Raw genomic sequence first — 26,136 nt, 5'->3', positions numbered from 1 at the left:
TGCCTGTGGTTTTTTAATTGCTTCTTAATGTTTCTATTGCTGATAATTTTGTTGCTCTTATTGCTGGTAGATAGCCTGCTAGAATTCCTATAAATGATGAAAAAATCACTGCCATAACTCCTAGCCAAATTGGGATATTAAATTCCAAAGCTGTATCCATGGCTTGGGCGAATCCTGCTAGCAAAAATTTATTTGCTATAAATCCTAACAAATAAGAAATAAGTAAGCCTACAAGCCCTCCAAAAAATCCTATAAATCCTGATTCTAATAAAAACATAGTCTTTATATCTGAAACGCTTGCGCCAATTACTTTCATAAGACCAATTTCTTTTTGCCTTTCGTATATGCTCATAAGCATTGTATTTATTATTCCTATCGCTGCTACAATAAAGGCGATTGAACCTATTCCTGCAAGTATGAGCATTATTGTTTTTGTGGATTTATTTATCTCTTCTATCATATCTATTGATGATGATGTTTGATAACCCATCGACTTTACTTCATCTTCTACTGCTTTTACATTTTCATATTCATCGCATACAAGGGTAATATTTTCGTACAAATAATTTGATTTTTTCCCGCCATTTTCGCTCATATCATCAAGGCTTGGGCTTTGCAATTTTTTATCTTCTTTTTGCAAAGTTTTGTAAGTTTTTTCATTTATATACATTCTACTTTTTTCTAAAAAACTTGATTCATTCATTATCCCCTTAACTTTTATTTCAAGATCTGCAAAAGTTGGCTTGGAATTTCCTTCTTCGTCTGTGGGATTATTTTCCATATCTTCATAACCTAATCTTAGAATAAATTTTTCTTTTAAAATATTTAGGCCTTCAACATCTTCTTGTTCAAAGGATTCACCTTGTTTTTTCATCTTATATAAGTGATAGTCTGAACCCAAAATCATAGACATTTCATCTGATGGATTTAAATTTGATCCTGAATCTAACATGTCAGATTTTATTTGAGCAAAGACCTTATCAGGTATAAGGCTTATTCCATTATTTGCTTCAAGTTTTGTATCTTTATTCTTTTTCAAAAAAATTTCTGTATATAAATCCTTATGAGGAATTACATATTTTACATGTTTTATTTTTTTAAACTTGCCTATGCTACTTTGATTTATAGAAGTTTGTGCTTTGTCAGAACTTATTTCTATATTTTCCAATCCTCCAAAAGATTCAACCATATCTCTTTGTTGTTTTGCCATCGCCAAACTCAAGGAAATCATCATTATTATTGACACTGTTCCAATCAAAACTGAAAGTATGGTAAGAATAGTTCTAGATTTTCTTCTCAAAAGATTTCTAAAGGCAATATCTATCCTATCTTTAATTTTCATCTAAATCTAATTCCTTATTTTTTTTCTTTTTACTCCTTTTTCTTATAAAATAAATCAATAAAACTATTAGAAAAATAGAGCCGATTCCTATAACAGGTGCCATATTAAAATCTTGTTCTACTTGTTCGGTAGATTCTATTGGATTGCCATTTTCATCCACATTTTCATTTTGGGACATTTGAACTTGTTTTTTAAAAGTTTTTTCTTCCTTGTGCACTTCTCCCTTGGAATCTTCATAAGTTAAAATTATTTTTCCCTTTAAAGGACCTTCTTTTTTAGGATTCATATTAAAAGAAAAAGATTCGCTCGCTCCTTGTGCAAAATTTCCAATAAAATGACTATTTTCATCTACATCAAAGCCTTCTCCTTCGACTTTGCACATAAAATTTGTCAAATTATCCTTGCCAGTATTGTAAATATTCATCGAAACATTTGTATCTTCTCCAACAAATAGTTCATCTATATTTATGTCACTTGTACTTATTGCTGCAGTTGCTACAACAGGTATTCCTATACTTTCTGTAGTTTGATATTGATTGCCAAGATAATCTTCATATTCAAAATTAACGCTCATTTGATAATTGCCAGCTTTTGTATTAGGCAAAACATTCATTTTTATAGTTTCTGTTGAATAATTCCAAGGATAAATTGCAGACCTATAAAAAGTATTTGACCTTTCAACTGGTGTAAAAACGGATCCCTCATTCCCATAAGCAGTTTCCGAACCTGCTTGATTATTTCCAGAAACTTGTTCAGTTGAAGATGTTTGGTCAAGAGAAACTTTCAAATTAAATATAGCATTTTGTGCATTCGTATTATACAAAGTCAAAATTATATCAAAATCTTTTCCAGCTTCAACCATTTTTGGTTGGATTTTATATGAAGAAATAATTAATTTTGGTTTATTTCTTATTTGAGCTTGCTCACTTGCAGAATCATCTTGTTTATTAAAATTTGTAGTGTTTTCAACTTGATTATTTTCCATTTTTTAATACCTCATCTATACTTAATTTTTCATGTATTTTTTCTATAAGTCCATCTCTCATAAAAAGGGTTCTATCAGCAAATTCTGTCATTTCCTCATCATGCGTTACCATAATAAGGGTTTGATTATTTTTTCTAACAATTGATTTTATCAATTCCATAATTTCAAAAGAAGTTTTTGTATCAAGATTTCCCGTAGGCTCATCAGCAAAAATAATATTTGGATTTCCCACAAAAGCACGAGCAATGGAAACTCTTTGTTGTTGTCCACCAGAAAGCTCGTTTGGTTTATTGTAAACTCTTTTAGAAAGTCCCATGTCTTTTAAAATTTGGTAGGCTTTCTCTTCTCTTTCTTTTTTGCTTTCGCCTTTAAAAATTAAAGGCAAAGCCACATTTTCTATAGCCGTAAGATAAGGCATAAGATTATATGATTGAAAAACAAAACCAATATTCAAGTTTCTAAATCTAGTTATATCTTCCTCACTCAAAGAATTTAAAGAAATATTTTTGTATAAAACATCTCCAAAAGAAGGTCTTTCAAGACCTGCAAGAATATTTAACAAAGTCGATTTGCCAGATCCAGAAGTTCCAAGCAAAGCAATAAATTCGCCCTTATCAATTGTTAAATCAATTCCATCTAAAGCTTTTATAATATTTGAACCAAGCTTATAATATTTTTTTACATTTTTTATTTGAATAAAAGTCATACAAGATCCTTTTAATTGATTAATCTAAAATAATAAATTGTTTTTCTTATTATATAATTTTTATAAAAAACAATCAATAGTTAATTTAAAAATTTTCAAATTAAATAAGTATTTATATAAATTTATAAGTTGATTTAATTATTATTTAATTTTTTAAATTATAATAATTTTAGATTTTTTTAATTATTCAAGTATAGTTTATATGTAAATGGAAAACAGATTTTGTTATTACTAATAACAAAAAAAGTCAAAAAACATTAAAAAGGAGAACACATGAAAAAAGATAGAAGAAAGGTAAGCACTCCAATTTTTACAGCAGCCCTATCATTAACAATGATTCTTCAAGCGCCTGCAACAGCTTTTGCAGAAAATGAAAAAGCTTCTGAAAGTCAAAACCAAAGTATTGTAGAAATATCTACAAAAGTAGAAATATCTACAAAAAATGAAGAAGTAAATAATCAAAAAGTACAAAATGAACAAAAAGCCTTTAATTTAGCGAAAATAATATAAATAGCCTAAAAAATGCAGGATACTCTTTAGAAGAAATTTCAGTATTTGAAAATCAAATTAGAGAATCTTTGAAAAGTAATCCAGCTTTTAAAGTTGAAAATTTTGTGAATGAAAAAATAGGACAAAAAGCTAAAGAAAATAAAGTTGAAGAAAATAAAAATCCTGAGAAAAAAATTCAACCATCTCAAAATATAATAAATGACGAAAATAAGGACAAAACCAATAAGTCTAATGATGGATTAGAAATTAATAATGAAAACAAGCCAGAAAATAGTAGAGTAAATGCTTTCGCAAAACATGAGAATGTGAAAGTAAGAATAGGCTGGAAATATAGTGATAGTAAAGGATATTACAACCAAGCCGATGAGGGTAAACCTGTATCCTTTAATTACTCTATAAGAATTCAATATATCGGAGAGAACGGCAAAAAAATTATACATCTGTTACGAAGCGTTTTGATGGTAAAATAGGAACACCTTTAGAATTTGATATCAAAACAGATGAAATAAAAGATGATAACGGTCAAATTATTAAGGATTTTAATGTTGAAAGTATTGATATAAAACCTGATGATGAAAATTATATATATCAAATTTCAAATCAAAATCAACCTAATAAAGGCATAATAGGTGGTTATATTACACAAAACATGAACACTTCTCTTGTGGGAATAAAAGATCCCAATGCTATTATCTTAGATGAAGATAAAGAAAGTCTAAATATTGAATTTACAATAACACAAATTCATAATGGGCAAATAACAGAAAAACTTACAAATAGAAGAAAACTAATTTCTTCTAACAGAAAATTCCAAGAAGGTGAATTTAAATTATATAATGATAGGTCCTTTAAAAGAGCTCTTATTCAAAACTCACTTAATTTATATAGTCACTCTTCAGAAAAATTTAAAGATTTTATACTAAAAGCAGAATTTACAGGCGACAATGCTGAACGTTTAAGAAAGCTTTATTCTTTAGATATGCAAGGAAATGACCTAGATGGTTGGAAGCTAACTCTTAAATCCAAAATCCTAAAGGAAGATAAAAGAGAGGAATCAGAAATAAAATATAAGACTGTCTATGAAGATGATCCTACACTAGAAGAAGGAAAAACAAAAGTAAAACAAGAAGGTGTAAACGGACTAAGTGTTACCTCTACTCCTTATTACTACGTTATAAACGAAGACGGAACTAAAGAAATTATAAAAGAATTAACTAATGAAAAAGTAGAAAAAGTAGAAAAAAACCAGTAGATAAAATCATCCTAAGAGGAACAAAAAAAGTCGAAAAAAATAAAGCTCCAATTCTTGAGGTTAAACCATCAAAAGAAATTGATCTTGGAGAAAAATTAGATTTAAAGAAATTAATACTAAAGGCTTTTGATCCTGAAGATGGAGAAATGATTGACAAAGTTGTAATCGATAAGGGAAATTTTGATAACAATAAAGCTGGTGAGTACAAAATAAAATTCACTCTTACTGATAAAGACGGATTAACAACAACAGCTTTATCAACTATAACAGTAAAAGAATATAAAATAGAAAAAGAAAAAGAAAAAGATGAAAAGAAACCTATAGTTTCTAAAATTGTATCTAACAAAAATAACAATAATAATGTTAAAACAGGCGTAGGTTCAATTTCAAGTCTTCTTGCCCTATTGGGAATGGCAAGCGGCGGACTATTTGTTTCTAAAAAAAGAAAATAAATTGAATGATTAAATTTTAAAGATTTTAAAGTAATAATTTAGAAAATCTTAATAAAAAAGGTGATGAATCTGAACTGACCCCAAAAGTTAGACCAAAAAACTAACTAAAGGAGGTCAGTTTTTTTAATGGCAAAATATAGCAAAGAATTCAAAACAAAAATAGTAAATGAATATTTAAAAGGAAATATAAGCTTTAAAAAATTAGCTGAAAAATATAAACTTTCTCATCAAGAAATAGTAAAAAGATGGGTAAATGCATACAAGTCGCAAGGCAATGAAGGACTAAAAGTAAAGAGAAAAAATACACAATACACTTTGGAATTCAAGTTAAATGTAGTAAACTTGTACTTAACAGGAGAAATGTCCTATCAAAGCCTAGCAAATGAATTAAAGATAAACAACCCATCAATAATAGCAAGATGGGTAATAGACTTTAGAGAAAAAGGCATAGAAGGACTGAAATCTAAAAAGAGAGGAAGACCTTCAAAAATGCCAAAATCCCAAAATAAATCAAAAGCCACAAAAATAGAATCATCAGCAAACATAACTAATATAGAAAACGAATCATTAACACAAGCACAATTAAAAGAAAAAATAAAGAAATTAGAAGAAAAAAACTATTGGCTTAAATTAGAAAATGATGCAATAAAAAAAAGATAGAATTGTCTCAAATGACAGAAGCAGAAATAAGACAATTACTGAAACAATCAAGCTCTTAAGAAACAAATACAAACTAAAAGACTTGTTAAAATACTTTAATATTTCAAAATCAACATACATGTATTGGCAAAAACACTTAAATAGACCGAATAAAGATATAGAAATAGAAAAGAAAATACTTAAGATAAGAAAAGACAATCCAAACTATGGCTACAGAAGAATAACAGCCATGTTAAAAAGATTAGGACTAACAACAAATAAAAAGAAAGTACAAAGGCTGATACAAAAGTTAAAACTACAAGTAAAAAGTTATTCAAGAAAATCTAGAAAATACTCATCCTACAAAGGGACTATTGGAAAAATAGCTGATAATAAAATAAAGAGAAACTTTAAAGTAGAAAAACCATACACACAAATAACAACAGACACAACAGAATTTAAGTATTTAGAAAAGATAAATCAGGAACCTATCAAATAAAGAAACTCTATTTAAACCCATACCTAGATATGTACAACAGTGAAATACTAAGCTATGAAATATCAAAACACCCAACAATAGAACCAATCATAAAAGCCTTAGATAAAGCTATAGAAATAACTAACAAAGCAAAAGAAGAAAGAATATTCCACTCAGATCAAGGCTGGGCATACCAAGTAAAACAATACACATCAAAACTAGAATCAAATAGTATAATCCAATCCATGTCCAGAAAAGGCAACTGCTTAGATAACTCGCCAATGGAAAACTTCTTTGGAATATTAAAACAAGAAATATATTACGGAAATAAATTCTATTCATATGAGCACTTAAAACAAACAATCGAAGCTTTCATAAAATATTATAACGAAGAAAGAATAAAAGAAAATTAGGATACTTATCGCCAGTAGAATATAGAAAGAAGAATGCAGCATGAAAATTTCCTACCCCTAGGGTAGGAAAGGAAAAAGAAATACCAGAGCTAGTTTAGTCCTAACTCTGGTATTAGGTCCAACTTTATGGGGTCACCTTAATCAGAATTATATTCTGAATCATCACCTTTTTATTTTTAAATTTCCCTACTTACTATATTTTTTTCTAGAATCCTGTTGCTGATTTAAAGAAGAAATATCCAAGTGGTGTGTAGTACATTCCTTTGATATTTGGTTTCATCATGTATGGATTTACATAGAAATAAATTGGAGCTACTACTGAATCATCTTTTATTAATATGTCTTCAGCCTTGTGCATGTTTTCCATTCTTTCTTTTTGGTCTGATGTTGCTTTAGCTGCTTTTACATATTTATCAAATTCTTCATTTTTATATTGAGCGTCGTTATTTCCACCGCCTGTTAACCACATATCGATAAAGCTCATTGGATCGTTGTAGTCAGCAATCCATCCGTGTCTTGCTATATTGTAGTTTCCTTCTTTTCTTTCTTTTAAGAATACATTCCAATCTTGGTTTTGAAGATTAACTTGAACGCCTAGATTTTCTTGCCACATATTTTGTAAAGCTTCTGCTATAGCCTTGTGGTTATCATCTGTATTGTATAGATAATCAATTTGTGGGAAGCCCTTGCCGTCTTTAAATCCAGCTTCTTCCATAAGTTTTTTGGCTTCTTTAATATTTTTTTCATATTCGTCAGATTTTATTGAATAATAATCTCCACCAACTGTTCTAAAGTCATCGCCTTTAGCTCCATCTGCATCATAAACTCCTGCTGGTACAAAACCGCTAGCAGCTTTTTCTCCTCTTCCTGTAACTTGATCAACTATAAAGTTTCTATCAATTGCAAGTGAGAATGCTTTTCTTACTTTTGGATCGTCAAATGGTTTCTTTTCTGTATTGAAACATACAAAATATGTTCCTACGTATGGAAGAGTTTTTAATTCTTTTGTATCTAGAAGTTTTTTAATTTCTTCTTGTGGAGCTGAGTTTACAAAATCCAAATCTCCTGATCTATAAGCAGCATAGATTGCGTTTTGATCATCTTGTAAATGGAAAGATAATTTTTCAGCCTTAACTGATTTTGCATCATAATATTCTGGGTTTTTAACCATTGTTAAAGTTTGATTGTGATCCCATTTTTCTAATTTAAATGGTCCATTTGATACTAATGTATCAGGAGAGTTTGTCCAAGTTTCACTTTTTTCTACAATATCCTTTCTAACTGGCATAACTGCAGGAAAAGCACAAATTTCTTCAAAGTATGGACATTTTACATTTAAATTTACTACAAAAGTTTTATCATCTGGAGCAGAGATATCAAGTTTTTTATCTTCATATCCTTTTACCATATCAAGCATATATTCATAGTCTGCTCCTGTTTTTGGATCTACAAGTCTGTTCCAAGCATAAACAAAGTCATTTGCTGTTACTGGTTTTCCATCTGACCATTTTGCATCTCTTAATTTAAAGGTCCATTTTAGTCCATCTTCTGAAACATCCCATTTTTCAGCAATACCTGGTTTTAAAACAGCATTTCCTTTTCCATCATCATCCCATCTTAATAGAGATTCAAACATGTGAGAGATCATTATTGATCCATCTGATGCTGTATTTAGTTGTGGATCTATAGTTTCAGGTTCTGATGCAATATTTATATCCAATACTCCATCTTTTTTGCCTTCTTCTTCGTTTGTTGCAACATTAGAATTGCTACTATCATTGCTTTTAGAATTATTTCCTCCACATCCTGTAAACAGCATTGATAAACTCAACAAGCCTACTAATAATTTAGCCTTCATTTTCATTTTTATTACCTCCTAAATTGTGACAACTTACATAGTGTCCTTCTTCTACTTCTCTAAACTCCGGCTCTTCCTTCTTACAAATTTCTGTCGCATACGGACATCTTTCATGAAACCTACAACCTTTTGGCGGATTAATCGCCGATGGAACTTCTCCTTCTAGCTTTATTCTTTTTAACGATCTAGTAAGTTTGGGATCTGGAACTGGTATAGCTGTGAGTAGGGATTGGGTGTAAGGATGTAATGGGTTTTCATAAAGTCTTTCGGCATCAACAAGTTCAACCATTTTTCCCAAATACATTACTCCAATCCTATCTGAAATATGTTTTACAACTGACAGGTCGTGAGCTATAAATAAATATGTAAGACCCATTTCATTTTGCATATCTTCAAGCATATTTACAATTTGTGCTTGAATAGAAACATCCAAGGCTGAAATTGGCTCATCGCAAACAATAAATTCTGGCTCAACTGCAAGTGCTCTTGCAATTCCTATCCTTTGTTGTTGTCCTCCTGAAAATTCGTGAGGATACCTGTTTGAATGTTCTTCGTTTAATCCTACTGTTCTTAAAAGTTCATTTATTCTTTCTTGCCTATTTTTTTTGTATAGGCCGTGAATGTCTAAAGCCTCTCCAACAATTTCTTGAACTGTCATTCTTGGATCAAGAGATGCTGATGGATCTTGAAAAATTATTTGCATTTTTCTTCTTAATTTATACATTTCTGGGCGAATATTTTTTTCGCTATCAAAAATTGCCTCTCCATCATAAATTATTTTTCCACTTGTAGGTTCGTGTAATCTTAAAATTGTTCTTCCAAGTGTTGTTTTTCCACAACCAGATTCTCCTACAATCCCAAGTGTTTCTCCTTTTCTTATAAAAAAGGATACATTATCTACTGCATGAACTTTGCTTACTTTATTAAAGGAAGATTGAACTTCAAAATGTTTTACTATATTTTCACATATTAATAATTTATTATCTTCCATTTATTGACTCCTTTATGTGTAGGAAACATTTTGATCTGTGTCCATTTCCCATTTCAAGCATTGGTGGTTCTTTTTTTAGACAAATATTCATGCAATGTTCACATCTTGTCGAAAATCCACATCCTTCTGGTGGGTTTAGCATATCCACAGGAGTTCCTTTTATACTTTCAAGCCTTACTTGTTCTTTTGAATCAATTCTTGGCATTGATTTTAAAAGTCCTTTGGTGTAAGGATGTTTAGGATTGTAAAATATTTCTTCTACACTTCCTTGTTCTACAATTCTTCCTGCATACATTACACTAACTGTATCGCAAATTTGTGCAACTACTGCAAGGTTGTGAGTGATAAAAATTACACTCATTTTTGATTTATTTTGAAATTCTTTTATTAATTCAAGAATTTGAGCTTGAATTGTTACGTCAAGAGCTGTTGTCGGCTCATCTGCTATCAAAATATCTGGTTCGCAAATAAGTCCCATTCCAATCATTACCCTTTGCCTCATTCCTCCTGATAATTCGTGAGGATATTGTTTCATACGTCTTTTTGGATTGGAAATTCCAACGCTATCAAGCATATCAACAGCCTTTTGATAGGCTTCATCTTTTGAGCATTTTTAGTGTACCAACAAAGCTTCCATAAGTTGGTTTCCAATTGTATAAACTGGATTTAGGCAAGTCATTGGATTTTGAAAAATCATAGAGCATTTTGCTCCCCTAAATTCACTCATTTTATTTTTGTCATAATCAAGAACATTTTCTCCTTTAAAAAGAATTTTTCCTGATTTTACCTTGCCTGGCTCTTGTAAAAGTCCCATTATGCCGTAGCTTTCTACAGATTTTCCAGAGCCAGATTCTCCAACTATTCCCATAATTTCATTTTCGTGTAGGGTATAACTTATTGAATCAACTGCCTTAACTTCTCCAACAGGTGTGTAAAATGATATGCTTAAATCTTCAATTTTTAAAACTTCTTTTTTATTTTCTTTTATATTTTCCATAAGCCACCTATTTTTTCAACCTTGGATCTAAGGCATCTCTTAGTCCGTCTGCAAATAAATTCAATGATAAAATCATCAAACTTAATAGTAAAGAAGGAATTATTAATCTATAAGCGTAGGAATAAATTCCTCCAAGAGCGTCTGCTGCCAAAGCACCAAGGGATGTCATAGGTGCTGAAACTCCTATTCCTAAAAATGATAAAAATGATTCTAGAAATATTGCTGATGGAATTTGCATGGCAGTCATAACTATTACTTGTCCAATACAATTTGGAAATAAGTGTCTTCTAATTATTCTTTTTTTAGAACCACCCAAAGCTTCAACTGCTGTAACAAATTCTTGTTTTTTTAGCATTAAAACTTGTCCTCTTATAATTCTTGCCATTCCTACCCAATAAAGTAGACCAAAGGCAATAAATATTGAAATAAGAGCAGGTCCTAGGACACCAATTTTTTTTGCAAATTCTGATGATGAGGAATTTACAAAAGATTTCATAGGTTGTGATATACCAATTGATAGTAAAATTACTACAAGTACATCTGGAATTGAATAAATCAAATCCAAAATTCTCATCATTATAGCATCTACTTTTCCACCAAAATATCCTGAAATTGCTCCATAAATTGTTCCTATTATCAAAACAATAAATGATGCAAAAATTCCAACTATAAGTGAAACTCTAGTTCCATACATTGTACGAACCATCAAATCTCTTCCTAATTTATCAGTTCCAAAAGGATACCTAAGACAAGGAAATAAATTTTCATCGCCTCTGTATTGAGTTGTGTAATCTCCTTTTACCAAAAATGGTCCGATAAAAGCAAAGATACAAACAATTATCAAAAATCCAATAGAAACCATAGCTACTTTATTTTCTTTTAGCCTTCGTAAGGCATCTTGAAGATAGGAAGTTGGAGGAGTTTTTGTCATGAAATTTTCTTTTGAGCTTTCAGATGCAAGCTCAAAATCATCAGATGAAAATTCATATTCCTCTAATTTTAATTTTGAATTTAAACTAAATAAATCTTCCATACTAATCTCCTTTAGTTAAGTCTATTCTTGGATCTATAAATCTGTATAAAATATCAACAACCATATTCATAACAATTACCATAAAGGCAAAAAAAAGTGTTGTCGCCATTATTATTGGATAATCTCTATTTAAAACTGAGTTAATAAAATATCTACCAAGTCCTTGAACAGAAAAAACTGATTCAACTACCATAGATCCTGTAATAATTCCAGCAGTAAGTGGTCCAAGATAAGTTAAAACTGGAATAAAAGCATTTTTTAGGGCGTGTTTAAATAAAATTTTTCCTTCAGAAACTCCCTTTGCTCTTGCAGTTCTAATGTAATCTTGACCAATTGCATCAAGCATTGATGATCTTGACAACCTTGCTATGTAGCACATAGGATAAAATCCTAAAGAAAAACATGGCATAAAATAAGAGCCAACAGTGTTAAGTCCCATTGTTGGAAAAATTTTTAATTTTACACCAAAAAATAAAAGTAGGAGAGTTGCTACTACAAAGCCAGGAGCGGAAATTCCTATGGTTGTCAAAACCCTCAAAAATGAATCCAACTTTTCGCCTCTGTGATAAGCTGCGAGAGCACCTAAAGGAACTCCCACCAAAGTCGCCCACAAAAGTGCGATAAGTCCAAGTTTTACACTTGTTGGAAGCATTTCTTTTATAATATCGATAACTGGTCTGTTTTTTTGCATTTTTAAAGATACGCCAAATTCTCCGTGAAGAGCATTTACAATAAATCTTTTTAGTTGCACAGAATAAGGTTGGTCTAATCCATATTTTTTATTTAAAGCCTCTAGCACCTCAGGCGATTGAGATTTTTCACTTGCAAAAGGTGAACCAGGCACGAGCTTCATGAGAAAAAAAGTAATACAAGTTACCAAAAGCAAAACTGCTATCGCTTGTAAAATTCTCTTTATTATGTACTTAATCATATTTCCTCCTTGTTTTATCTAATTATATACTTTATCAAGATAAATTGCAAGCACAGTAAATTATTAATGTGATAACGTTATAAATTAAGATTTATCAATACTTTTCGCCGATTTCAAAAAACGAAAAGTTGAAATATTTTTCCAAAAAAATTAATTTATTTTAATTTTTTTCTTATAAAAACTAGGTTCTAAATATTATTTTAATATTTATTTATTCTACACTTATTTTCTTCAAATTTTTCGATAAAAACCGCTTATATAAATTTAATGACCGCTTATCCAAATATTGTAGTCAAGGCAAAAATTTTTATGTATTATATAAACACAGGGAGGATTTAATGAAAGTCGAATTAATAATTGATGAAAGTTTAGATGAAAGTCTTGTAAAAATTTATGCTCCTTCATATAACGAAGATATTGAAAATATAAAAAGAAGTCTTGAAACTACCAATATTGATAAACTTGTTGTTTTTAAAGATGATGAAATTTATCTTTTGGAATATGAAGAAATTATTAGGTGCATAACTAAGGATAAAAATGTATTTATTGAAAGCAAAAACGGTGAGTATAAATCTAGAATCAGACTTTATGAACTTTATGAAAGGCTAAACAAAAATAAATTTATAAAAATATCAAGATATGAAATTATAAATCTTGATTATGTAAAAAAACTAGACCTTTCTTTTAAAGGAACAATAGCAGTGGAATTTAAAAATGGAAGCATTTCCTATGTTTCTAGAAGATATTTAAAAGAATTTAAAAAAGCCTTAGGATTTTAGGAGGAAATTATGGAAGATTTAAAAAATTTATTAAAATCATTTTTGATAGGAGTTGGAATTGGAAGTATCATAGAAATATTTATCTCCCTTGCTATAGGAGAAATCACTTTGGGAGTTCCAGAATTTTTAAATGGACAAGACTCTCTTTTAAAAGCAAGAATTATTGAGATAATCTTATACGGTGGTTTTGGAATAGTATCTTTTATCGGAGATAAGATAATAAGAGAAGATAATTTGTTAAAGGCAAGTCTTTTACATTTTTCAGTTTTAGCCATATATTTTATAATAGTAGGATTTTATCTAAAATGGCTACCTGATATAAAAACAGCGCTTATTTCTTTAATATTTTTTATCATTATTTACTTGATTATTTGGACATTAATATATTTTTCAATAAAGGCTGATATAGAAAAATTAAATAAAAAATTTAAGTAAAAGAAAAGTGATGAGCTAAATAAGGTGACCCCATAAAGTTGGACCTAATACCAGAGTTAGGACTAAACTAGCTCTGGTATTTCTTTTTCCTTTCCTACCCCTAGGGGTAGGAAATTTTCATGCTGCATTCTTCTTTCTATATTCTACTGGCGATAAGTATCCTAATTTTCTTTTATTCTTTCTTCGTTATAATATTTTATGAAAGCTTCGATTGTTTGTTTTAAGTGCTCATATGAATAGAATTTATTTCCGTAATATATTTCTTGTTTTAATATTCCAAAGAAGTTTTCCATTGGCGAGTTATCTAAGCAGTTGCCTTTTCTGGACATGGATTGGATTATACTATTTGATTCTAGTTTTGATGTGTATTGTTTTACTTGGTATGCCCAGCCTTGATCTGAGTGGAATATTCTTTCTTCTTTTGCTTTGTTAGTTATTTCTATAGCTTTATCTAAGGCTTTTATGATTGGTTCTATTGTTGGGTGTTTTGATATTTCATAGCTTAGTATTTCACTGTTGTACATATCTAGGTATGGGTTTAAATAGAGTTTCTTTATTTGATAGGTTCCTGATTTATCTTTTTCTAAATACTTAAATTCTGTTGTGTCTGTTGTTATTTGTGTGTATGGTTTTTCTACTTTAAAGTTTCTCTTTATTTTATTATCAGCTATTTTTCCAATAGTCCCTTTGTAGGATGAGTATTTTCTAGATTTTCTTGAATAACTTTTTACTTGTAGTTTTAACTTTTGTATCAGCCTTTGTACTTTCTTTTTATTTGTTGTTAGTCCTAATCTTTTTAACATGGCTGTTATTCTTCTGTAGCCATAGTTTGGATTGTCTTTTCTTATCTTAAGTATTTTCTTTTCTATTTCTATATCTTTATTCGGTCTATTTAAGTGTTTTTGCCAATACATGTATGTTGATTTTGAAATATTAAAGTATTTTAACAAGTCTTTTAGTTTGTATTTGTTTCTTAAGAGCTTGATTGTTTCAGTAATTGTCTTATTTCTGCTTCTGTCATTTGAGACAATTCTATCTTTTTTTTATTGCATCATTTTCTAATTTAAGCCAATAGTTTTTTTCTTCTAATTTCTTTATTTTTTCTTTTAATTGTGCTTGTGTTAATGATTCGTTTTCTATATTAGTTATGTTTGCTGATGATTCTATTTTGTGGCTTTTGATTTATTTTGGGATTTTGGCATTTTTGAAGGTCTTCCTCTCTTTTTAGATTTCAGTCCTTCTATGCCTTTTTCTCTAAAGTCTATTACCCATCTTGCTATTATTGATGGGTTGTTTATCTTTAATTCATTTGCTAGGCTTTGATAGGACATTTCTCCTGTTAAGTACAAGTTTACTACATTTAACTTGAATTCCAAAGTGTATTGTGTATTTTTTCTCTTTACTTTTAGTCCTTCATTGCCTTGCGACTTGTATGCATTTACCCATCTTTTTACTATTTCTTGATGAGAAAGTTTATATTTTTCAGCTAATTTTTTAAAGCTTATATTTCCTTTTAAATATTCATTTACTATTTTTGTTTTGAATTCTTTGCTATATTTTGCCATTAAAAAAACTGACCTCCTTTAGTTAGTTTTTTGGTCTAACTTTTGGGGGTCAGTTCAAAAATTTTTTTATGCTCATCACTTTTTCTTAGTTAATGCAATTTTAATTTAATTTTATTTTCTATTTGCTGTAGCTATTAAGGAAATTCCTGTATCTGCTATATTTTCTATAACAATATCTCCAACATGGACCGGAGCTTTGATACTTGCCTTATTTATTTCTACCATAGCTTCTTTCATTTTATTTTTTGGAATTGCATCGGCAGTTTTTACTGAAACTGAATATTCTTTTCCACCATCAAGTTTTACAGTTGATGTAACAACTCTTACTGGATTTTTTACTTCGTTTCTAGCGTAAACTTCCCCTCTTTTACAGGTATTTCCTGTAATATCGCTTATATTTCCTTCTTCATCCATTGTTACTGTCACAAGGCAGCCTAGAGGACAATTTATACAAGTTAAATCCTTTTTCATATTTCCTCCAATTTAATTTCTATTTCTTTTGCATTTTCATCTATATCTTTTTTCTTTAAAATTAAATTTTCCATCTCTCCTGGAGCATAAACTAATTTTCTTTTCTTTGTTACTTCTTTGCCGTCGACAAACATTTTTAAAATTCTATTTTGATAAACATTGTTTACCCTAAACCTAATTATAGCTTCATCTTGCATGGTATCTGGATTTATATATTGTGGAAGTGTATAAGAAATTCCATCTCCTGCCTTTAAATATATTGGCTCTTTTTGAGATTTTTGGAAATTATCTTTAATATAATCTGCTGCGTTTTTGGCTGCAAGTTCACTTTCTTCTGTTACATAATCTACCAAATCGTGAACATGAAGAACATTTCCTGCTGCAAATACTCCATCAACATTTGTCATTAACCTGTCTGAGACTACTGCTCCCTTAGTTTTTGGATCAATTTCAATTTTTGCTTCTTTGGTAAGTTCGTTTTCTGGCAAAAGTCCTACTGAAAGTAAAATTGTATCGCAGTCAAAGTGTTTTTCTGTTCCAGGAATTACTTTCATATTTTCATCTACTTGTGAAAGGGTACAACCTGTAACTCTTTCATCTCCTTCGATTGATGAAATTGTTGTATTAAAATAAAGTGGAATATCAAAATCGTCTAAACATTGAACAATATTTCTTTTTAATCCTCCAGAAAAAGGCATAATTTCAGCAACACATTGAACATCTGCTCCTTCTAAGGTCATTCTTCTTGCCATAATTAAACCAATATCACCAGAACCCAAAATAACTACTTTTTTTCCTGGCATATAGCCTTCAAGATTTATCATTCTTTGGGCTGTTCCTGCTGAAAATACTCCTGCCGGTCTACTTCCTGGAATATTTAACGCTCCTCTTGGTCTTTCCCTACAACCCATAGCAAGAATAACTGCCTTTGGTTTTAAAGTAAACATTCCATTTTCTTCATTCATCAAAGTTATAGTTTTATCATTTGCAAAATCTATTACAATTGTATTTAATAAAACATCAATATTTCTTTTTTCAACTTCATCAATAAATCTTTGAGCATATTCTGGACCTGTAAGTTCTTCATTAAATCTGTGTAAACCAAAACCATTGTGGATACATTGGTTTAAAATCCCACCAAGCATTTCATCTCTTTCAACTATAAGTATATTTTCAATTCCTTCATCATAGGCACGAGCAGCAGCTCCAAGTCCTGCAGGACCTCCACCTATTATTACTAAATCATAATTTTTCATTTAAATGCTCCTTACTTTACATGTCCTTTTATGTAGTAAGAATCTTTTCCATTTTTTACTACATCGTCATAGTCTTCGCCCAATTCTCTTGCAAGTATTTCCATAACTCTTGGCAAACAGAATCCTCCTTGGCATCTTCCTGCTGTAGCTCTTACCCTTCTTTTGATTCCATCAACAGTTCTTGCCCCAAGAGGACGATTGATTGCATCTACAATTTCACCTTCTGTTATAGATTCACACCTACAAATGATTTTTCCATATCTCTTGTCTTTTTTGATTAATTCGTCGTGTTCTTCAAGACTTAATTCGCTAGTTTTTGGAGTAGGTTTTCTATCATAAGTAAAATCTTTATTTTCTTCTAGATTTAATTTTTCGCTTACAAGATTTGCCATATATTCCCCAATAGCTGGAGCTGATGTAAGACCAGGGGATTCAATTCCTACACAGTCAAAAAATCCATCAAGACTTTCTTTTAAAATAAAATCTCCACCTACTTCATGAGCTCTGTTTCCAGAAAAAGATGTTATAACCATTCTTACAGGAACATTTTTTACAGTGTGATTTGATTTTTCTATAACTTCTTCAATGTGTTCTCTTGTTGAACGTCTATCATGTTTATCATCAATAAAATCTGAAGTTGGTCCTACAAGAGTGTTGTTATCGATTGTTGGAGATACCAAAATTCCCTTACCTTTTTCAGTAGGAAGATTAAACATAACGTGATTTACAAAGCCTTTTGTATCCTTATCCAAAAGTAAATATTCTCCACGTCTTGCTTTTATTTCAAATTTTTCATCTGAAACAGCATTGTGGATTTCATCTGAATATACTCCAGCAGCATTTATAACTGCCTTAGTTTGATATGTATTATTTTCAGTAGAAACTTCCCAATATCCGTCTTTCTTTTCAGTTTTTATAACTTTTTCGTAAAATTTATAGGAAACTCCATTAATATTAGAAACTTCTGCAAAGGCAATGTTCATCAAAAATGGATCAACAATTCCTGCCTCTTTTGCATACAAAGCAGCCACAACATCATCTGTTATATTTGGCTCCATTTTTAAAACTTCTTCTCTGTTTAAAATTTCCATTCCAGAAACGCCATTTTCAATTCCTTGATCATAAAGAGCTTGCAATTTTGGCATATCTTCTTCGCTGTGACAAAGAACAAAAGTTCCAATTTTTTTGTAAGGGAAAGATAATTTTTTGGCTTCATCTTCCATCATGTGATTTCCTCTTACATTCATTTTTGCCTTCATTGTTCCAGGCTCTGCATCATAACCACCATGGCAAATTGCTGAATTTGCTTTTGAGGTTTCTGTGCATACATCTTCATTTTTTTCTAAAACTAGAAATTTTCCTTTTTTCTTTGATAGTTGGTAGGCAATAGAAGTACCCGTTACTCCTGCTCCTATAATTATTGCATCAAACATATTTCTTCCTTTCAAATAAATTTAAATGAAAAAAAGCAAGTTAAAGTAGGGCCTACTTTAACTCGCTTTCTCATCGTCTTATTTTATTGTTAATTTTATTATATTACATTATATAATCTTTGTAAAATTATTCTTCGTAATGATTTGCCCAACCAAAGGCTCTTTGCATAGCTCTTTGCCAGTTTCTATCTTTTTTATCTCTTTCTTCAACAGAAATTTCTGGTGTAAATTCTCTATCAACAAGTCTGTTTTCTTTAATTTCTTCAAGATCTTGATAGAATCCTACAGCAAGTCCTGCCAAGTAGCAAGCACCTAGAGCTGTTGTTTCAAGAGTTTCTGGTCTTTCAACTTTTGTTTGAATCATATCAGATTGGAATTGCATTAAGAAATTATTTGCACTTGCTCCACCATCAACTTTTAATTCTTTAAGTGGCGCACCAGAATCTTTTGCCATAGCTGTTAGAACATCATTTGTTAAATATGCAAGGGACTCAAGAGTTGCTCTTACAATATGGTATTTGCTAGTTCCTCTTGTAATTCCTACGATTGCTCCTCTTGCATAAGCATCCCAATATGGAGCACCAAGTCCTGTGAAAGCTGGAACTACATAACAACCATTTGTATCATCAACTTTTGTAGCCATATATTCTGTATCATCAGCTGCATCAACAATTCTTAATTGATCTCTTAACCATTGAATTGCAGAACCTGCAACAAAGATTGAACCTTCAAGAGCATAATTTACTTTTCCTTCTTCAAGTCCCCAAGCAATTGTTGTTACAAGTCCGTTATCAGATTTTACAGCTTCTTCTCCAGTATTCATAAGTAAGAATGCACCTGTTCCATAAGTATTTTTTGCATCCCCTTTGTTAAAGCATGTTTGTCCAAACAAAGCTGCTTGTTGGTCACCTGCGATTCCTGCTATAGGAATTTCGCCATCAAAATATCCAGCAAAAGTATTTCCATAAACATAGCTTGATGGTTTAACTTCTGGGAGCATACATTTTGGAATATTTAAAATCTCTAGAAGTTCATCATCCCATTCAAGAGTATGAATATTAAATATCATAGTTCTTGAAGCATTTGTATAATCTGTTACGTGAACTTTTCCACGAGTTAAATTATAAATTAACCATGTATCAACAGTACCAAATAAAAGCTCTCCGTTTTCTGCTCTTTCTTGTCCATTTTCGATATGGTCTAAAATCCATCTAATTTTTGTTGCTGAAAAATATGGATCAACTACAAGTCCGGTTTTATTTTGAATTGTTTCTCTGTAACCATCTTCTACTAATTTGTCAGCCATATCAGCTGTTCTTCTACATTGCCAAACGATTGCATTATAAACTGGTTTGCCCGTAGCTTTTTCCCAAACTATTGTTGTTTCTCTTTGGTTTGTAATTCCTATAGCTTCAATATCTTTTGATTCAATTCCTAATTTTGCAATCGCTTCAGTACAAACTCCAAGTTGAGTAGACCAAATTTCTGTAGCATCATGTTCAACCCAACCAGGGTGTGGGAAAAATTGAGTAAATTCTTTTTGAGCAACAGACATTATTTCGCCTTTTTTGTTAAAAATAATTGCTCTGTTACTTGTGGTTCCAGCATCCAACGCCATAATATACTTTGTCATACAAACTCCTTTTACATTTTCCAAACATTATAATTTGATGATGATACAGCAATCGCCTTTGAATTTAGGGCATCAAAAACATCTTTTTTATCTCTAATAAGCCCTCCAGCAATAATTGGGATAGATGTTCTTTTTTCTATATCATCTAGTATTTTTGGCATAATACCAGGAAGTATTTCAACAAGATCACAATTTGCTTTTTTTAAAGTTTCTTTTACATTTTTATAGGACAAGGAATCAAGTACAAAAAATCTTAGTATGGATAAAAGTCCTATTCTTCTTGCATAAGCCGCATTTTGACTTCTTGTTGTAATAATTCCATCGGCATTTGTGTATTTTTTGATAAATGATGAAGATAGAGATGATGAAGAAAGTCCCTCAATAAGGTCTTCATGAACAAAAACAATCTTATCATGGTCTTTTAATTTTTCAACAATATTGGTTATATTTTCAATATTTCCATAAAGAACAAAAACTATTTTATTATTCTTGTAATCATCTTTAATACATTCTTTCAAATCCGTATTATCTTTTATTGCCATAATACAAGGATTATCAAAAAGCAAATCCACTATATCAATCATTTTTCCTCCAAATACACAAAGCGAGCCTTATAAAAAATAAGTGCTCGCTTCTCCAAATATATTTATTACACCCTCATTGTAGCACATAAAATTTATAAATGCAAACAATTTCATCTAATATTTTTTATTTTTTTAAATTTTTCTCTTATCATTGTAAATTCAAAGATTTTTTTATTTTTTAATTATTATTTTTTAAAATAAAATCTTGAAATCATTTTAAATTTTAAATTTTTCAAATAAAAAAGATGGAAATAATCCATCTTTATTGTTCTTTTGTAAATAATTCTTTTTCTTCTTGTGTAAGTTCTCTGTAATCTCCTGGATTTAAGGTCTTATCTAATTGCAATTTTCCTATTGCAAGTCTTTTTAATTTTACTACTTCGTTATCGTTATTTGAAAATAATCTTTTTACTAAATGAAATTTTCCTTCTGTTACGTAAACGTAGGCTTTTTTATCTTCAATTATTTCAAGCTTTGCACTTCTTGCATAATAATCATCTTCTTTTATATATACGCCTTCTTTAAAAATTTCTACTAGGGCAGGTTCGATTTTTTTTGATGTTTCTACTTCGTATTTTTTCCAAATATTTGAATTTGGACTTATTACTCTGTGGATAAATTTTCCATCGGTTGACATTAACAAAAGTCCTGTTGTATCTTTATCAAGACGACCCGCTATTGCCAAATCTAAATTTAAATAAAATTCATCCAAGTCACTCATTACAGTTCCATCAAGTTCGTTTGATTGGCAAATTAATCCTTCTCTTTTGTTCATCATTATATAAATATTTTCAAAATAATCTACAAGCTCTCCCATATAGATTACTTCGTCAATATTTGGATCAACTTTTACTGATGAATCTTTTATAATTTCTCCGTTTATTACAAGCCCGCCTTTTTTTGCATTTTTCTTTATATTTTTTCTAGTATCAAGATTGGCGTTTCCAATCATTTTATCTACTCTCATTATCATTTTTAACTCCTAAAATATTTCTTACATTTTCTTCTAATTCTAGGAAATCTTCTATAAATCCTAATAAATATTCTTCGCCTTTTGCTGTTATATAATAATATTTTCTTTTTGGTCCAACTTTTGATTTTTCTTTTGAAGAAAATATAAGACCTTTTTTCGATAATCTTTGCAAAATAGGATAGACTGTAGATTCGGTCATATTATAAAAACCGTTAAGTCTTAGGGTTTCTACAATCTCATATCCATAAGTTTCTTTGTCTTTGATTATTTTTAGAATTACCCCTTCGATAACTCCTTTTAACATTTGAGATTTCATTTTATCACCTTAAAAAATTGTATTCTTTAGTAGGACTTAATCAAGTTCTTTTGCAAAAATATGCCATAGGACAAAATTTGCATTGTTTCTTATCTTGAGTTTTTATTTCAATATTTTTTTCTACTATATTTTTTCCTATTTCGTCTATATTTTTCATATCAAAATCCGATTTTTCTACTTCTATAAGTTTGTCTTCTTCAATAAAATATAAGATCATCTTGTTTACTTTTTTATTATTATAAACTAACAAATTGTAGTAAGTAAGTAGTTGGTTTTTGTAGGAAATTAAATTATTTTCATCTGCCTTTCCAGTTTTTATATCGATAATTGTTCCATCTTCAAGGATTATATCAATATTTCCTTGCAAAATATAGGAAAATCTATCAAGTTTTATATTCATTTCCGAATGTTTTATCGGAAAATTTCTATTTACAAAATTTTCAATTGGTTTTTGAAATTCTTTGTTTTCCTTTATAAAGTCATTTATTGCATGGTAAGAAAGATTTTCTTTTTTTAAATTTGTAAGATATTCGGCAAGAGAGTGAACTTTTGAACCAAATTCCAAAGATTTTGATTTTTCTTTTTTAAAATCCAAAACTCTTATAAATTTATATTTTAATGGACAAGATTTGTAAATTGAAATATCCGTTGTATATGCCAAAATTTCTTTTTTTACAATATCTTCTTTGAATTTAAAATCTATGGTTTTTAATATTGAAGACGAATTTAATGAAAAGGCAAAATTTTTAATGTAGGAATTTTTGGAATTATCCAATAAAACCAAAAGATTTTTTGCTCTGGTAAAGGCTGTATAATACTTCCTATAATAATTTTTTAAAAAATCACTTTCTTTTGCAGCCTCTAGTTTTGGACTAAATGCGCGCATATCTTTTCTTGGATTATCATTTAAACTTGATACAAATACCACATCATACTCAAGTCCTTTTGCTTGATGAATTGTAGAAAATATTACAGAATTTTTTGGAGCATCAAAATTTTCAAATTCGCTTACGGCTGAATTTTTGAAAAGATAAAAAATATATCCATAAATTAAATCCACTGATTTTTTGTAATAATTTATATCATAGCCACAAAGATTTGTAAAATCTGATAAAATTGATGTAAATTTCCCAATATTTGAAAGCTCTCTTATTGAATTTAATTTGTCAATTTTTTTATCCAAAATCTCCCTAAAAATTTCAAGTCCAAAAGCTTTGTATAAAATATCCGTGTAGGATTTATTTTCTTCAATAATTAATTTTTCTTCCTTTATATAGGCATTTAATTCTTCATTTTTTGTAAATTCTTTATCATCGAAAATGCTAACAATATATTTTTTGAAATTCGTTTCTTGAGTCCATTTGTACTTATCTGGATTTGAACCAGTAAGTTTTTTTGGTTTTTTTGAAAAAATTGAAATAAGAACATAAAGGCAAAGTCTAATTTCTCTTCTTTTGAAAAACAATTTCGATGATTTATTTAAAACATTTATTCCGTGATTTTCAAAATAAGTTTGCAAAGATTTTGGATAATCACTATTTAAAGACGGAAACAAAAATGCTATTTGATTCAAATTTATTTTTTTGTTCAAAAATTTTACTATATATTCAATATTTTCATATTCATTTGCCCTAGCCCTTACAACAGAATTTTCATTTTTTTCGCCATCATTAGCCTTAAGATTTTTTATTTTTTCAAGGTCAAAAGCATTAGAATTTACAAGAAATTGTCTGGATTTGTCAATTATTTCCTGATTAGACCTGTAATTAATATCAATATGATAAAAATTAGCCTTTCTTTTCATCTTCATCTTGCAAGTTTTATCAAAATCTCTCAAATTTTTAGGACTTGCTCCCCTAAATGAATAAAGAGCCTGATCATCATCTCCAAAAACCATAAGGTTTTTGCCCTTACAAAGGCTAAAAGAAATTTCTTCTTGAATAGTATTTGTGTCTTGGTACTCATCAATTATTACAAAATCAATCCTATCCCTAATTTTTTTTCCATAAAAAGGATCTTTTAAAAGATCATAAAATTTTTTTAAAATCAATTGATAATTTATAAGGTCATTTTCATCTAGAAAATTTGCCCATGCCAAATAAATTTCCAAAGCTAGAATATCACGAGGATTATTAGAATTACGAAGTTCATCCAAGTCGACCAAATTATTGGTAATATTCGCAAAAATCCCCTGAATTTGTCCGACCTCATTATAAGAAATAAATTTTGAAAAATTTGGAAGATTTTCAAAAATATCCATATTTTTTTCAATCAAATATCCTTCAATATGAGAGTCGATAACCAAAGGATCAAAAATTTTATTCGTAAAGGATTTATATTCTTTCAAAAAAGAAAGAGCAAGGGAATGGAAATTTCCAATCAACATATTTGAAGTATCAGCAAAAATTTTCTCTTTTTTAAGACCTGACTCCACCCTTTCAATAAGCTCATTCGCTGCTTTTTTTGTAAAAGTAGTTACAAGGATTTTGTTAGGACTAATTCCGTCATTTTTTATTAAAGAAATAATTTTTTGAACAATTGTGAAAGTTTTTCCCGTACCAGGCCCTGCCAAAACTGCACAAGGATATTTTGCATCTTCCACAATCAATTTTTGTTTTTCATTTATCATAAAATCAACTCATACACAAATCTTTTAGACCTTTTAATTTTGTCATCAACAGTACAAATTCCAATTTTTTCAAAAGAAAATTTTTTAATTAAACTTTGCATTTTATAATTATCAGGATGAGTGTCAATCCTAATCGACTCCATTTTTGAATTTTTTCCATAAGAAATAATTTCTTCAAAAAATCTATTAGCAAGACCCTTGCCTTTTGCACTTTCCTTCACACTCAATCTGTGAATAGTAAAAAATGGTCCATGATTTTTAAAATCATTTTCAATGTTTTTGTAATCTTCTTCGTAAGATTTTTTTAAAAAAGCAAAAGATAAAATTTCTCCATTTTCCTCATAAACAAAACTTTCTCCCGTCAAAATATTTTCCAAAATCCCCTTTCTATCAGGAAGTCCATTTTGCCATTGGTCAACTCCATCTTTTTTCAAAGCTTTTTTCCCATCATTTATTATTACCATTATTTCATCTAAATCTTTAATTTCTGCTATTCTCATACAATCATTATACATTAAAAATTTTTTTATTAAATTTTCAAAATTTCTTTTGGTTTTGAAAATAAAAAGCTATGAGCAAAACTCATAGCCTATATATATTTAAGGTGGTCTTATTTAATTTTTACCAAGCAGGAATCCATGCTCCTCCTGTTAATTTTTCGTAGTCTTTTTTGGTTTGGTCTGTTTGGTAATAATTTTCTACAAAATCATTTAAAACTTTATCGTCTTTTCTTTCTTTTTTGGCTGCAAATACATTTACGTATGGATTAGTGTCATCTGCTTTTGATTCCTCAAATTTTAAAGCTGGATATTCGGTTGCAATTTTTGAATCTAGGGCAAAAGTATCATTTACTATTGCAAGAGCAGCTGAATCGAGATTTCTTGCTGTTTGTGCTGCGTCAACTTCTGTGATTTTTAATTTTTTTGGATTTTCTTTAATATCTTCAACTGTTACCGGATCTCCCTTTTCGCCTTTTACTTTTATAAGGCCTGCATCTTGTAATAAAAACAAGGCTCTTGCTCCATTTGATGCATCATTCGGAATTACTATTTCGTCATTTTCTTTTACTTCGTCTAGTGATTTATATTTTTTGGAATAAATCCCAAGCGGTGCAAGCATTGTATTTCCTATTGAAACAAGTTCTGTCTTGTGGTCTTTGTTAAATTCTTCTAGAAATTTTTTGTGTTGGTAAGCATTTAAATCAATATTTCCAGATTCCAAAGCCTCATTTGGTTGATTATAATCTGTAAAAACTACAAGCTCTACATCATTTCCCGTTTTTTCTTCGTATCTTTTTATAACTTCATTTAATACGTCGTTATATTCTCCAACCACACCGATTTTTATGCTTTGTTTTTCTTTTGCGTTTTCGTTTGAATTTGATGTATTTTTTTCTTCCTTGTTTCCACATGAGCTAAGTCCTAGGAGTAGGGCAAGTCCTAAAGCAATTTTTCCTATTTTTTTCATTTTTTATC

The 26,136-nt window shown here is 29.6% G+C and carries 28 protein-coding genes and 1 pseudogene; 9 read left to right on the top strand and 20 right to left on the bottom strand.

Features of this window, described 5'->3' with window-relative positions; genetic code table 11:
- Positions 1–13 precede the first annotated feature (13 nt).
- The 3 genes from I6H46_RS04285 to I6H46_RS04275 are packed head-to-tail and all read right to left on the bottom strand — an operon-like array spanning position 14 to position 3,033.
- Positions 14–1,342 (bottom strand): ABC transporter permease, encoded by a 1,329-nt coding sequence (locus I6H46_RS04285; RefSeq protein ID WP_019118258.1) that lies wholly within the window; start codon positions 1,340–1,342, stop codon positions 14–16.
- The gene (locus I6H46_RS04280; RefSeq protein ID WP_200226217.1) at positions 1,332–2,327 is read right to left on the bottom strand and encodes a COG1361 S-layer family protein; all 996 of its coding nucleotides are present in this window, start codon (positions 2,325–2,327) and stop codon (positions 1,332–1,334) included. Before I6H46_RS04280 ends, I6H46_RS04285 begins: the two co-directional genes overlap by 11 nt.
- On the bottom strand, positions 2,317–3,033 hold the full coding sequence (locus tag I6H46_RS04275; protein WP_019118260.1) for an ABC transporter ATP-binding protein: 717 nt from the start codon (positions 3,031–3,033) through the stop codon (positions 2,317–2,319). The genes I6H46_RS04280 and I6H46_RS04275 overlap by 11 nt, the downstream gene beginning before the upstream one ends.
- 273 nt (positions 3,034–3,306) lie before the next feature.
- Here I6H46_RS04275 and I6H46_RS04270 point away from each other — a divergent pair, with 273 nt between their 5' ends.
- From I6H46_RS04270 to I6H46_RS04240, 7 genes are all read left to right on the top strand, one after another.
- Positions 3,307–3,543, top strand: coding sequence for a hypothetical protein (locus tag I6H46_RS04270; RefSeq protein WP_200226215.1), 237 nt, complete (start codon positions 3,307–3,309; stop codon positions 3,541–3,543).
- A 68-nt stretch (positions 3,544–3,611) separates the two neighbouring features.
- The gene (locus tag I6H46_RS04265) at positions 3,612–4,013 is read left to right on the top strand and encodes a hypothetical protein (protein WP_200226212.1); all 402 of its coding nucleotides are present in this window, start codon (positions 3,612–3,614) and stop codon (positions 4,011–4,013) included.
- 179 nt (positions 4,014–4,192) lie between these two features.
- On the top strand, positions 4,193–4,795 hold the full coding sequence (locus I6H46_RS04260) for a G5 domain-containing protein (RefSeq protein ID WP_234287423.1): 603 nt from the start codon (positions 4,193–4,195) through the stop codon (positions 4,793–4,795).
- A 146-nt stretch (positions 4,796–4,941) separates the two neighbouring features.
- Positions 4,942–5,247: a DUF5011/hyalin repeat domain-containing protein gene (locus I6H46_RS04255; RefSeq protein ID WP_200226208.1), complete on the top strand. Its 306-nt coding sequence runs from the start codon at positions 4,942–4,944 to the stop codon at positions 5,245–5,247.
- Positions 5,248–5,373: 126 nt separating this feature from the next.
- A complete protein-coding gene (locus I6H46_RS04250; protein WP_004839952.1) occupies positions 5,374–5,907 on the top strand; it encodes a helix-turn-helix domain-containing protein in 534 nt (177 codons plus the stop codon).
- A gap of 118 nt (positions 5,908–6,025) precedes the next feature.
- Positions 6,026–6,385 carry an IS3 family transposase gene (locus I6H46_RS04245; RefSeq protein ID WP_234287422.1) on the top strand — a complete coding sequence of 120 codons (360 nt, stop codon included), beginning with the start codon at positions 6,026–6,028 and terminating at the stop codon, positions 6,383–6,385.
- 29 nt (positions 6,386–6,414) lie between these two features.
- Entirely contained in the window at positions 6,415–6,777 is a 363-nt protein-coding gene (locus I6H46_RS04240; protein ID WP_200226204.1) for a DDE-type integrase/transposase/recombinase, read from the top strand.
- A 205-nt stretch (positions 6,778–6,982) separates the two neighbouring features.
- Here I6H46_RS04240 and I6H46_RS04235 read toward each other — a convergent pair whose 3' ends face one another.
- The 5 genes and pseudogenes from I6H46_RS04235 to I6H46_RS04215 all read right to left on the bottom strand — a co-directional run bounded on the left by I6H46_RS04235 (position 6,983) and on the right by I6H46_RS04215 (position 12,587).
- Positions 6,983–8,641, bottom strand: a complete 1,659-nt coding sequence (locus I6H46_RS04235) for a peptide ABC transporter substrate-binding protein (RefSeq protein WP_019118261.1) — start codon at positions 8,639–8,641, stop codon at positions 6,983–6,985.
- Positions 8,625–9,626, bottom strand: coding sequence for an ABC transporter ATP-binding protein (locus I6H46_RS04230; protein ID WP_019118262.1), 1,002 nt, complete (start codon positions 9,624–9,626; stop codon positions 8,625–8,627). The genes I6H46_RS04235 and I6H46_RS04230 overlap by 17 nt, the downstream gene beginning before the upstream one ends.
- Positions 9,616–10,623 (bottom strand): annotated as a pseudogene (locus tag I6H46_RS04225) (ABC transporter ATP-binding protein). Before I6H46_RS04225 ends, I6H46_RS04230 begins: the two are co-directional and overlap by 11 nt.
- A 7-nt stretch (positions 10,624–10,630) precedes the next feature.
- A complete protein-coding gene (locus I6H46_RS04220) occupies positions 10,631–11,656 on the bottom strand; it encodes an ABC transporter permease (RefSeq protein WP_019118264.1) in 1,026 nt (341 codons plus the stop codon).
- 1 nt (position 11,657) lies between these two features.
- Positions 11,658–12,587, bottom strand: coding sequence for an ABC transporter permease (locus tag I6H46_RS04215; protein ID WP_019118265.1), 930 nt, complete (start codon positions 12,585–12,587; stop codon positions 11,658–11,660).
- 338 nt (positions 12,588–12,925) lie between these two features.
- Here I6H46_RS04215 and I6H46_RS04210 point away from each other — a divergent pair, with 338 nt between their 5' ends.
- Positions 12,926–13,366, top strand: a complete 441-nt coding sequence (locus I6H46_RS04210) for a LytTR family DNA-binding domain-containing protein (protein ID WP_019118266.1) — start codon at positions 12,926–12,928, stop codon at positions 13,364–13,366.
- A 9-nt stretch (positions 13,367–13,375) separates the two neighbouring features.
- Positions 13,376–13,801: a DUF3021 family protein gene (locus I6H46_RS04205; RefSeq protein WP_200226201.1), complete on the top strand. Its 426-nt coding sequence runs from the start codon at positions 13,376–13,378 to the stop codon at positions 13,799–13,801.
- Between the two features lie 161 nt (positions 13,802–13,962).
- On the opposite strand, the gene I6H46_RS04200 is transcribed toward I6H46_RS04205, so the two are convergent.
- From I6H46_RS04200 to I6H46_RS04145, 12 genes are all read right to left on the bottom strand, one after another.
- A complete protein-coding gene (locus I6H46_RS04200) occupies positions 13,963–14,751 on the bottom strand; it encodes an IS3 family transposase (protein ID WP_234287421.1) in 789 nt (262 codons plus the stop codon).
- 213 nt (positions 14,752–14,964) lie between these two features.
- Positions 14,965–15,366, bottom strand: a complete 402-nt coding sequence (locus I6H46_RS04195) for a helix-turn-helix domain-containing protein (protein WP_200226199.1) — start codon at positions 15,364–15,366, stop codon at positions 14,965–14,967.
- Between the two features lie 111 nt (positions 15,367–15,477).
- Positions 15,478–15,837, bottom strand: coding sequence for a DUF1667 domain-containing protein (locus I6H46_RS04190; protein ID WP_019118268.1), 360 nt, complete (start codon positions 15,835–15,837; stop codon positions 15,478–15,480).
- The gene (locus tag I6H46_RS04185) at positions 15,834–17,093 is read right to left on the bottom strand and encodes an NAD(P)/FAD-dependent oxidoreductase (RefSeq protein ID WP_019118269.1); all 1,260 of its coding nucleotides are present in this window, start codon (positions 17,091–17,093) and stop codon (positions 15,834–15,836) included. The genes I6H46_RS04190 and I6H46_RS04185 overlap by 4 nt, the downstream gene beginning before the upstream one ends.
- A gap of 11 nt (positions 17,094–17,104) precedes the next feature.
- Positions 17,105–18,526, bottom strand: a complete 1,422-nt coding sequence (locus I6H46_RS04180; RefSeq protein ID WP_019118270.1) for an NAD(P)/FAD-dependent oxidoreductase — start codon at positions 18,524–18,526, stop codon at positions 17,105–17,107.
- A 127-nt stretch (positions 18,527–18,653) separates the two neighbouring features.
- Positions 18,654–20,159 (bottom strand): glycerol kinase GlpK, encoded by a 1,506-nt coding sequence (glpK, locus tag I6H46_RS04175; RefSeq protein WP_019118271.1) that lies wholly within the window; start codon positions 20,157–20,159, stop codon positions 18,654–18,656.
- A gap of 11 nt (positions 20,160–20,170) precedes the next feature.
- On the bottom strand, positions 20,171–20,743 hold the full coding sequence (locus tag I6H46_RS04170; protein ID WP_004838009.1) for a glycerol-3-phosphate responsive antiterminator: 573 nt from the start codon (positions 20,741–20,743) through the stop codon (positions 20,171–20,173).
- A 262-nt stretch (positions 20,744–21,005) separates the two neighbouring features.
- The gene (locus I6H46_RS04165; RefSeq protein WP_019118272.1) at positions 21,006–21,716 is read right to left on the bottom strand and encodes a pseudouridine synthase; all 711 of its coding nucleotides are present in this window, start codon (positions 21,714–21,716) and stop codon (positions 21,006–21,008) included.
- The gene (locus I6H46_RS04160) at positions 21,697–22,032 is read right to left on the bottom strand and encodes a PadR family transcriptional regulator (protein ID WP_004838007.1); all 336 of its coding nucleotides are present in this window, start codon (positions 22,030–22,032) and stop codon (positions 21,697–21,699) included. Before I6H46_RS04160 ends, I6H46_RS04165 begins: the two co-directional genes overlap by 20 nt.
- Before the next feature lie 40 nt (positions 22,033–22,072).
- A complete protein-coding gene (locus I6H46_RS04155) occupies positions 22,073–24,661 on the bottom strand; it encodes an ATP-dependent DNA helicase (RefSeq protein WP_019118273.1) in 2,589 nt (862 codons plus the stop codon).
- Positions 24,658–25,161, bottom strand: a complete 504-nt coding sequence (locus I6H46_RS04150; RefSeq protein WP_234287420.1) for a GNAT family N-acetyltransferase — start codon at positions 25,159–25,161, stop codon at positions 24,658–24,660. The genes I6H46_RS04155 and I6H46_RS04150 overlap by 4 nt, the downstream gene beginning before the upstream one ends.
- A gap of 121 nt (positions 25,162–25,282) precedes the next feature.
- Positions 25,283–26,128 carry a MetQ/NlpA family ABC transporter substrate-binding protein gene (locus I6H46_RS04145; RefSeq protein WP_200226197.1) on the bottom strand — a complete coding sequence of 282 codons (846 nt, stop codon included), beginning with the start codon at positions 26,126–26,128 and terminating at the stop codon, positions 25,283–25,285.
- Between the last annotated feature and the right edge of the window lie 8 nt (positions 26,129–26,136).

It is taken from the genome of Anaerococcus obesiensis (assembly GCF_016599815.1).
Classification (GTDB): Bacteria; Bacillota; Clostridia; order Tissierellales; family Peptoniphilaceae; genus Anaerococcus; species Anaerococcus vaginalis.
Note: the sequence above shows the minus strand (reverse complement) of the source record. Positions and strands in the feature narration are given on the sequence as shown.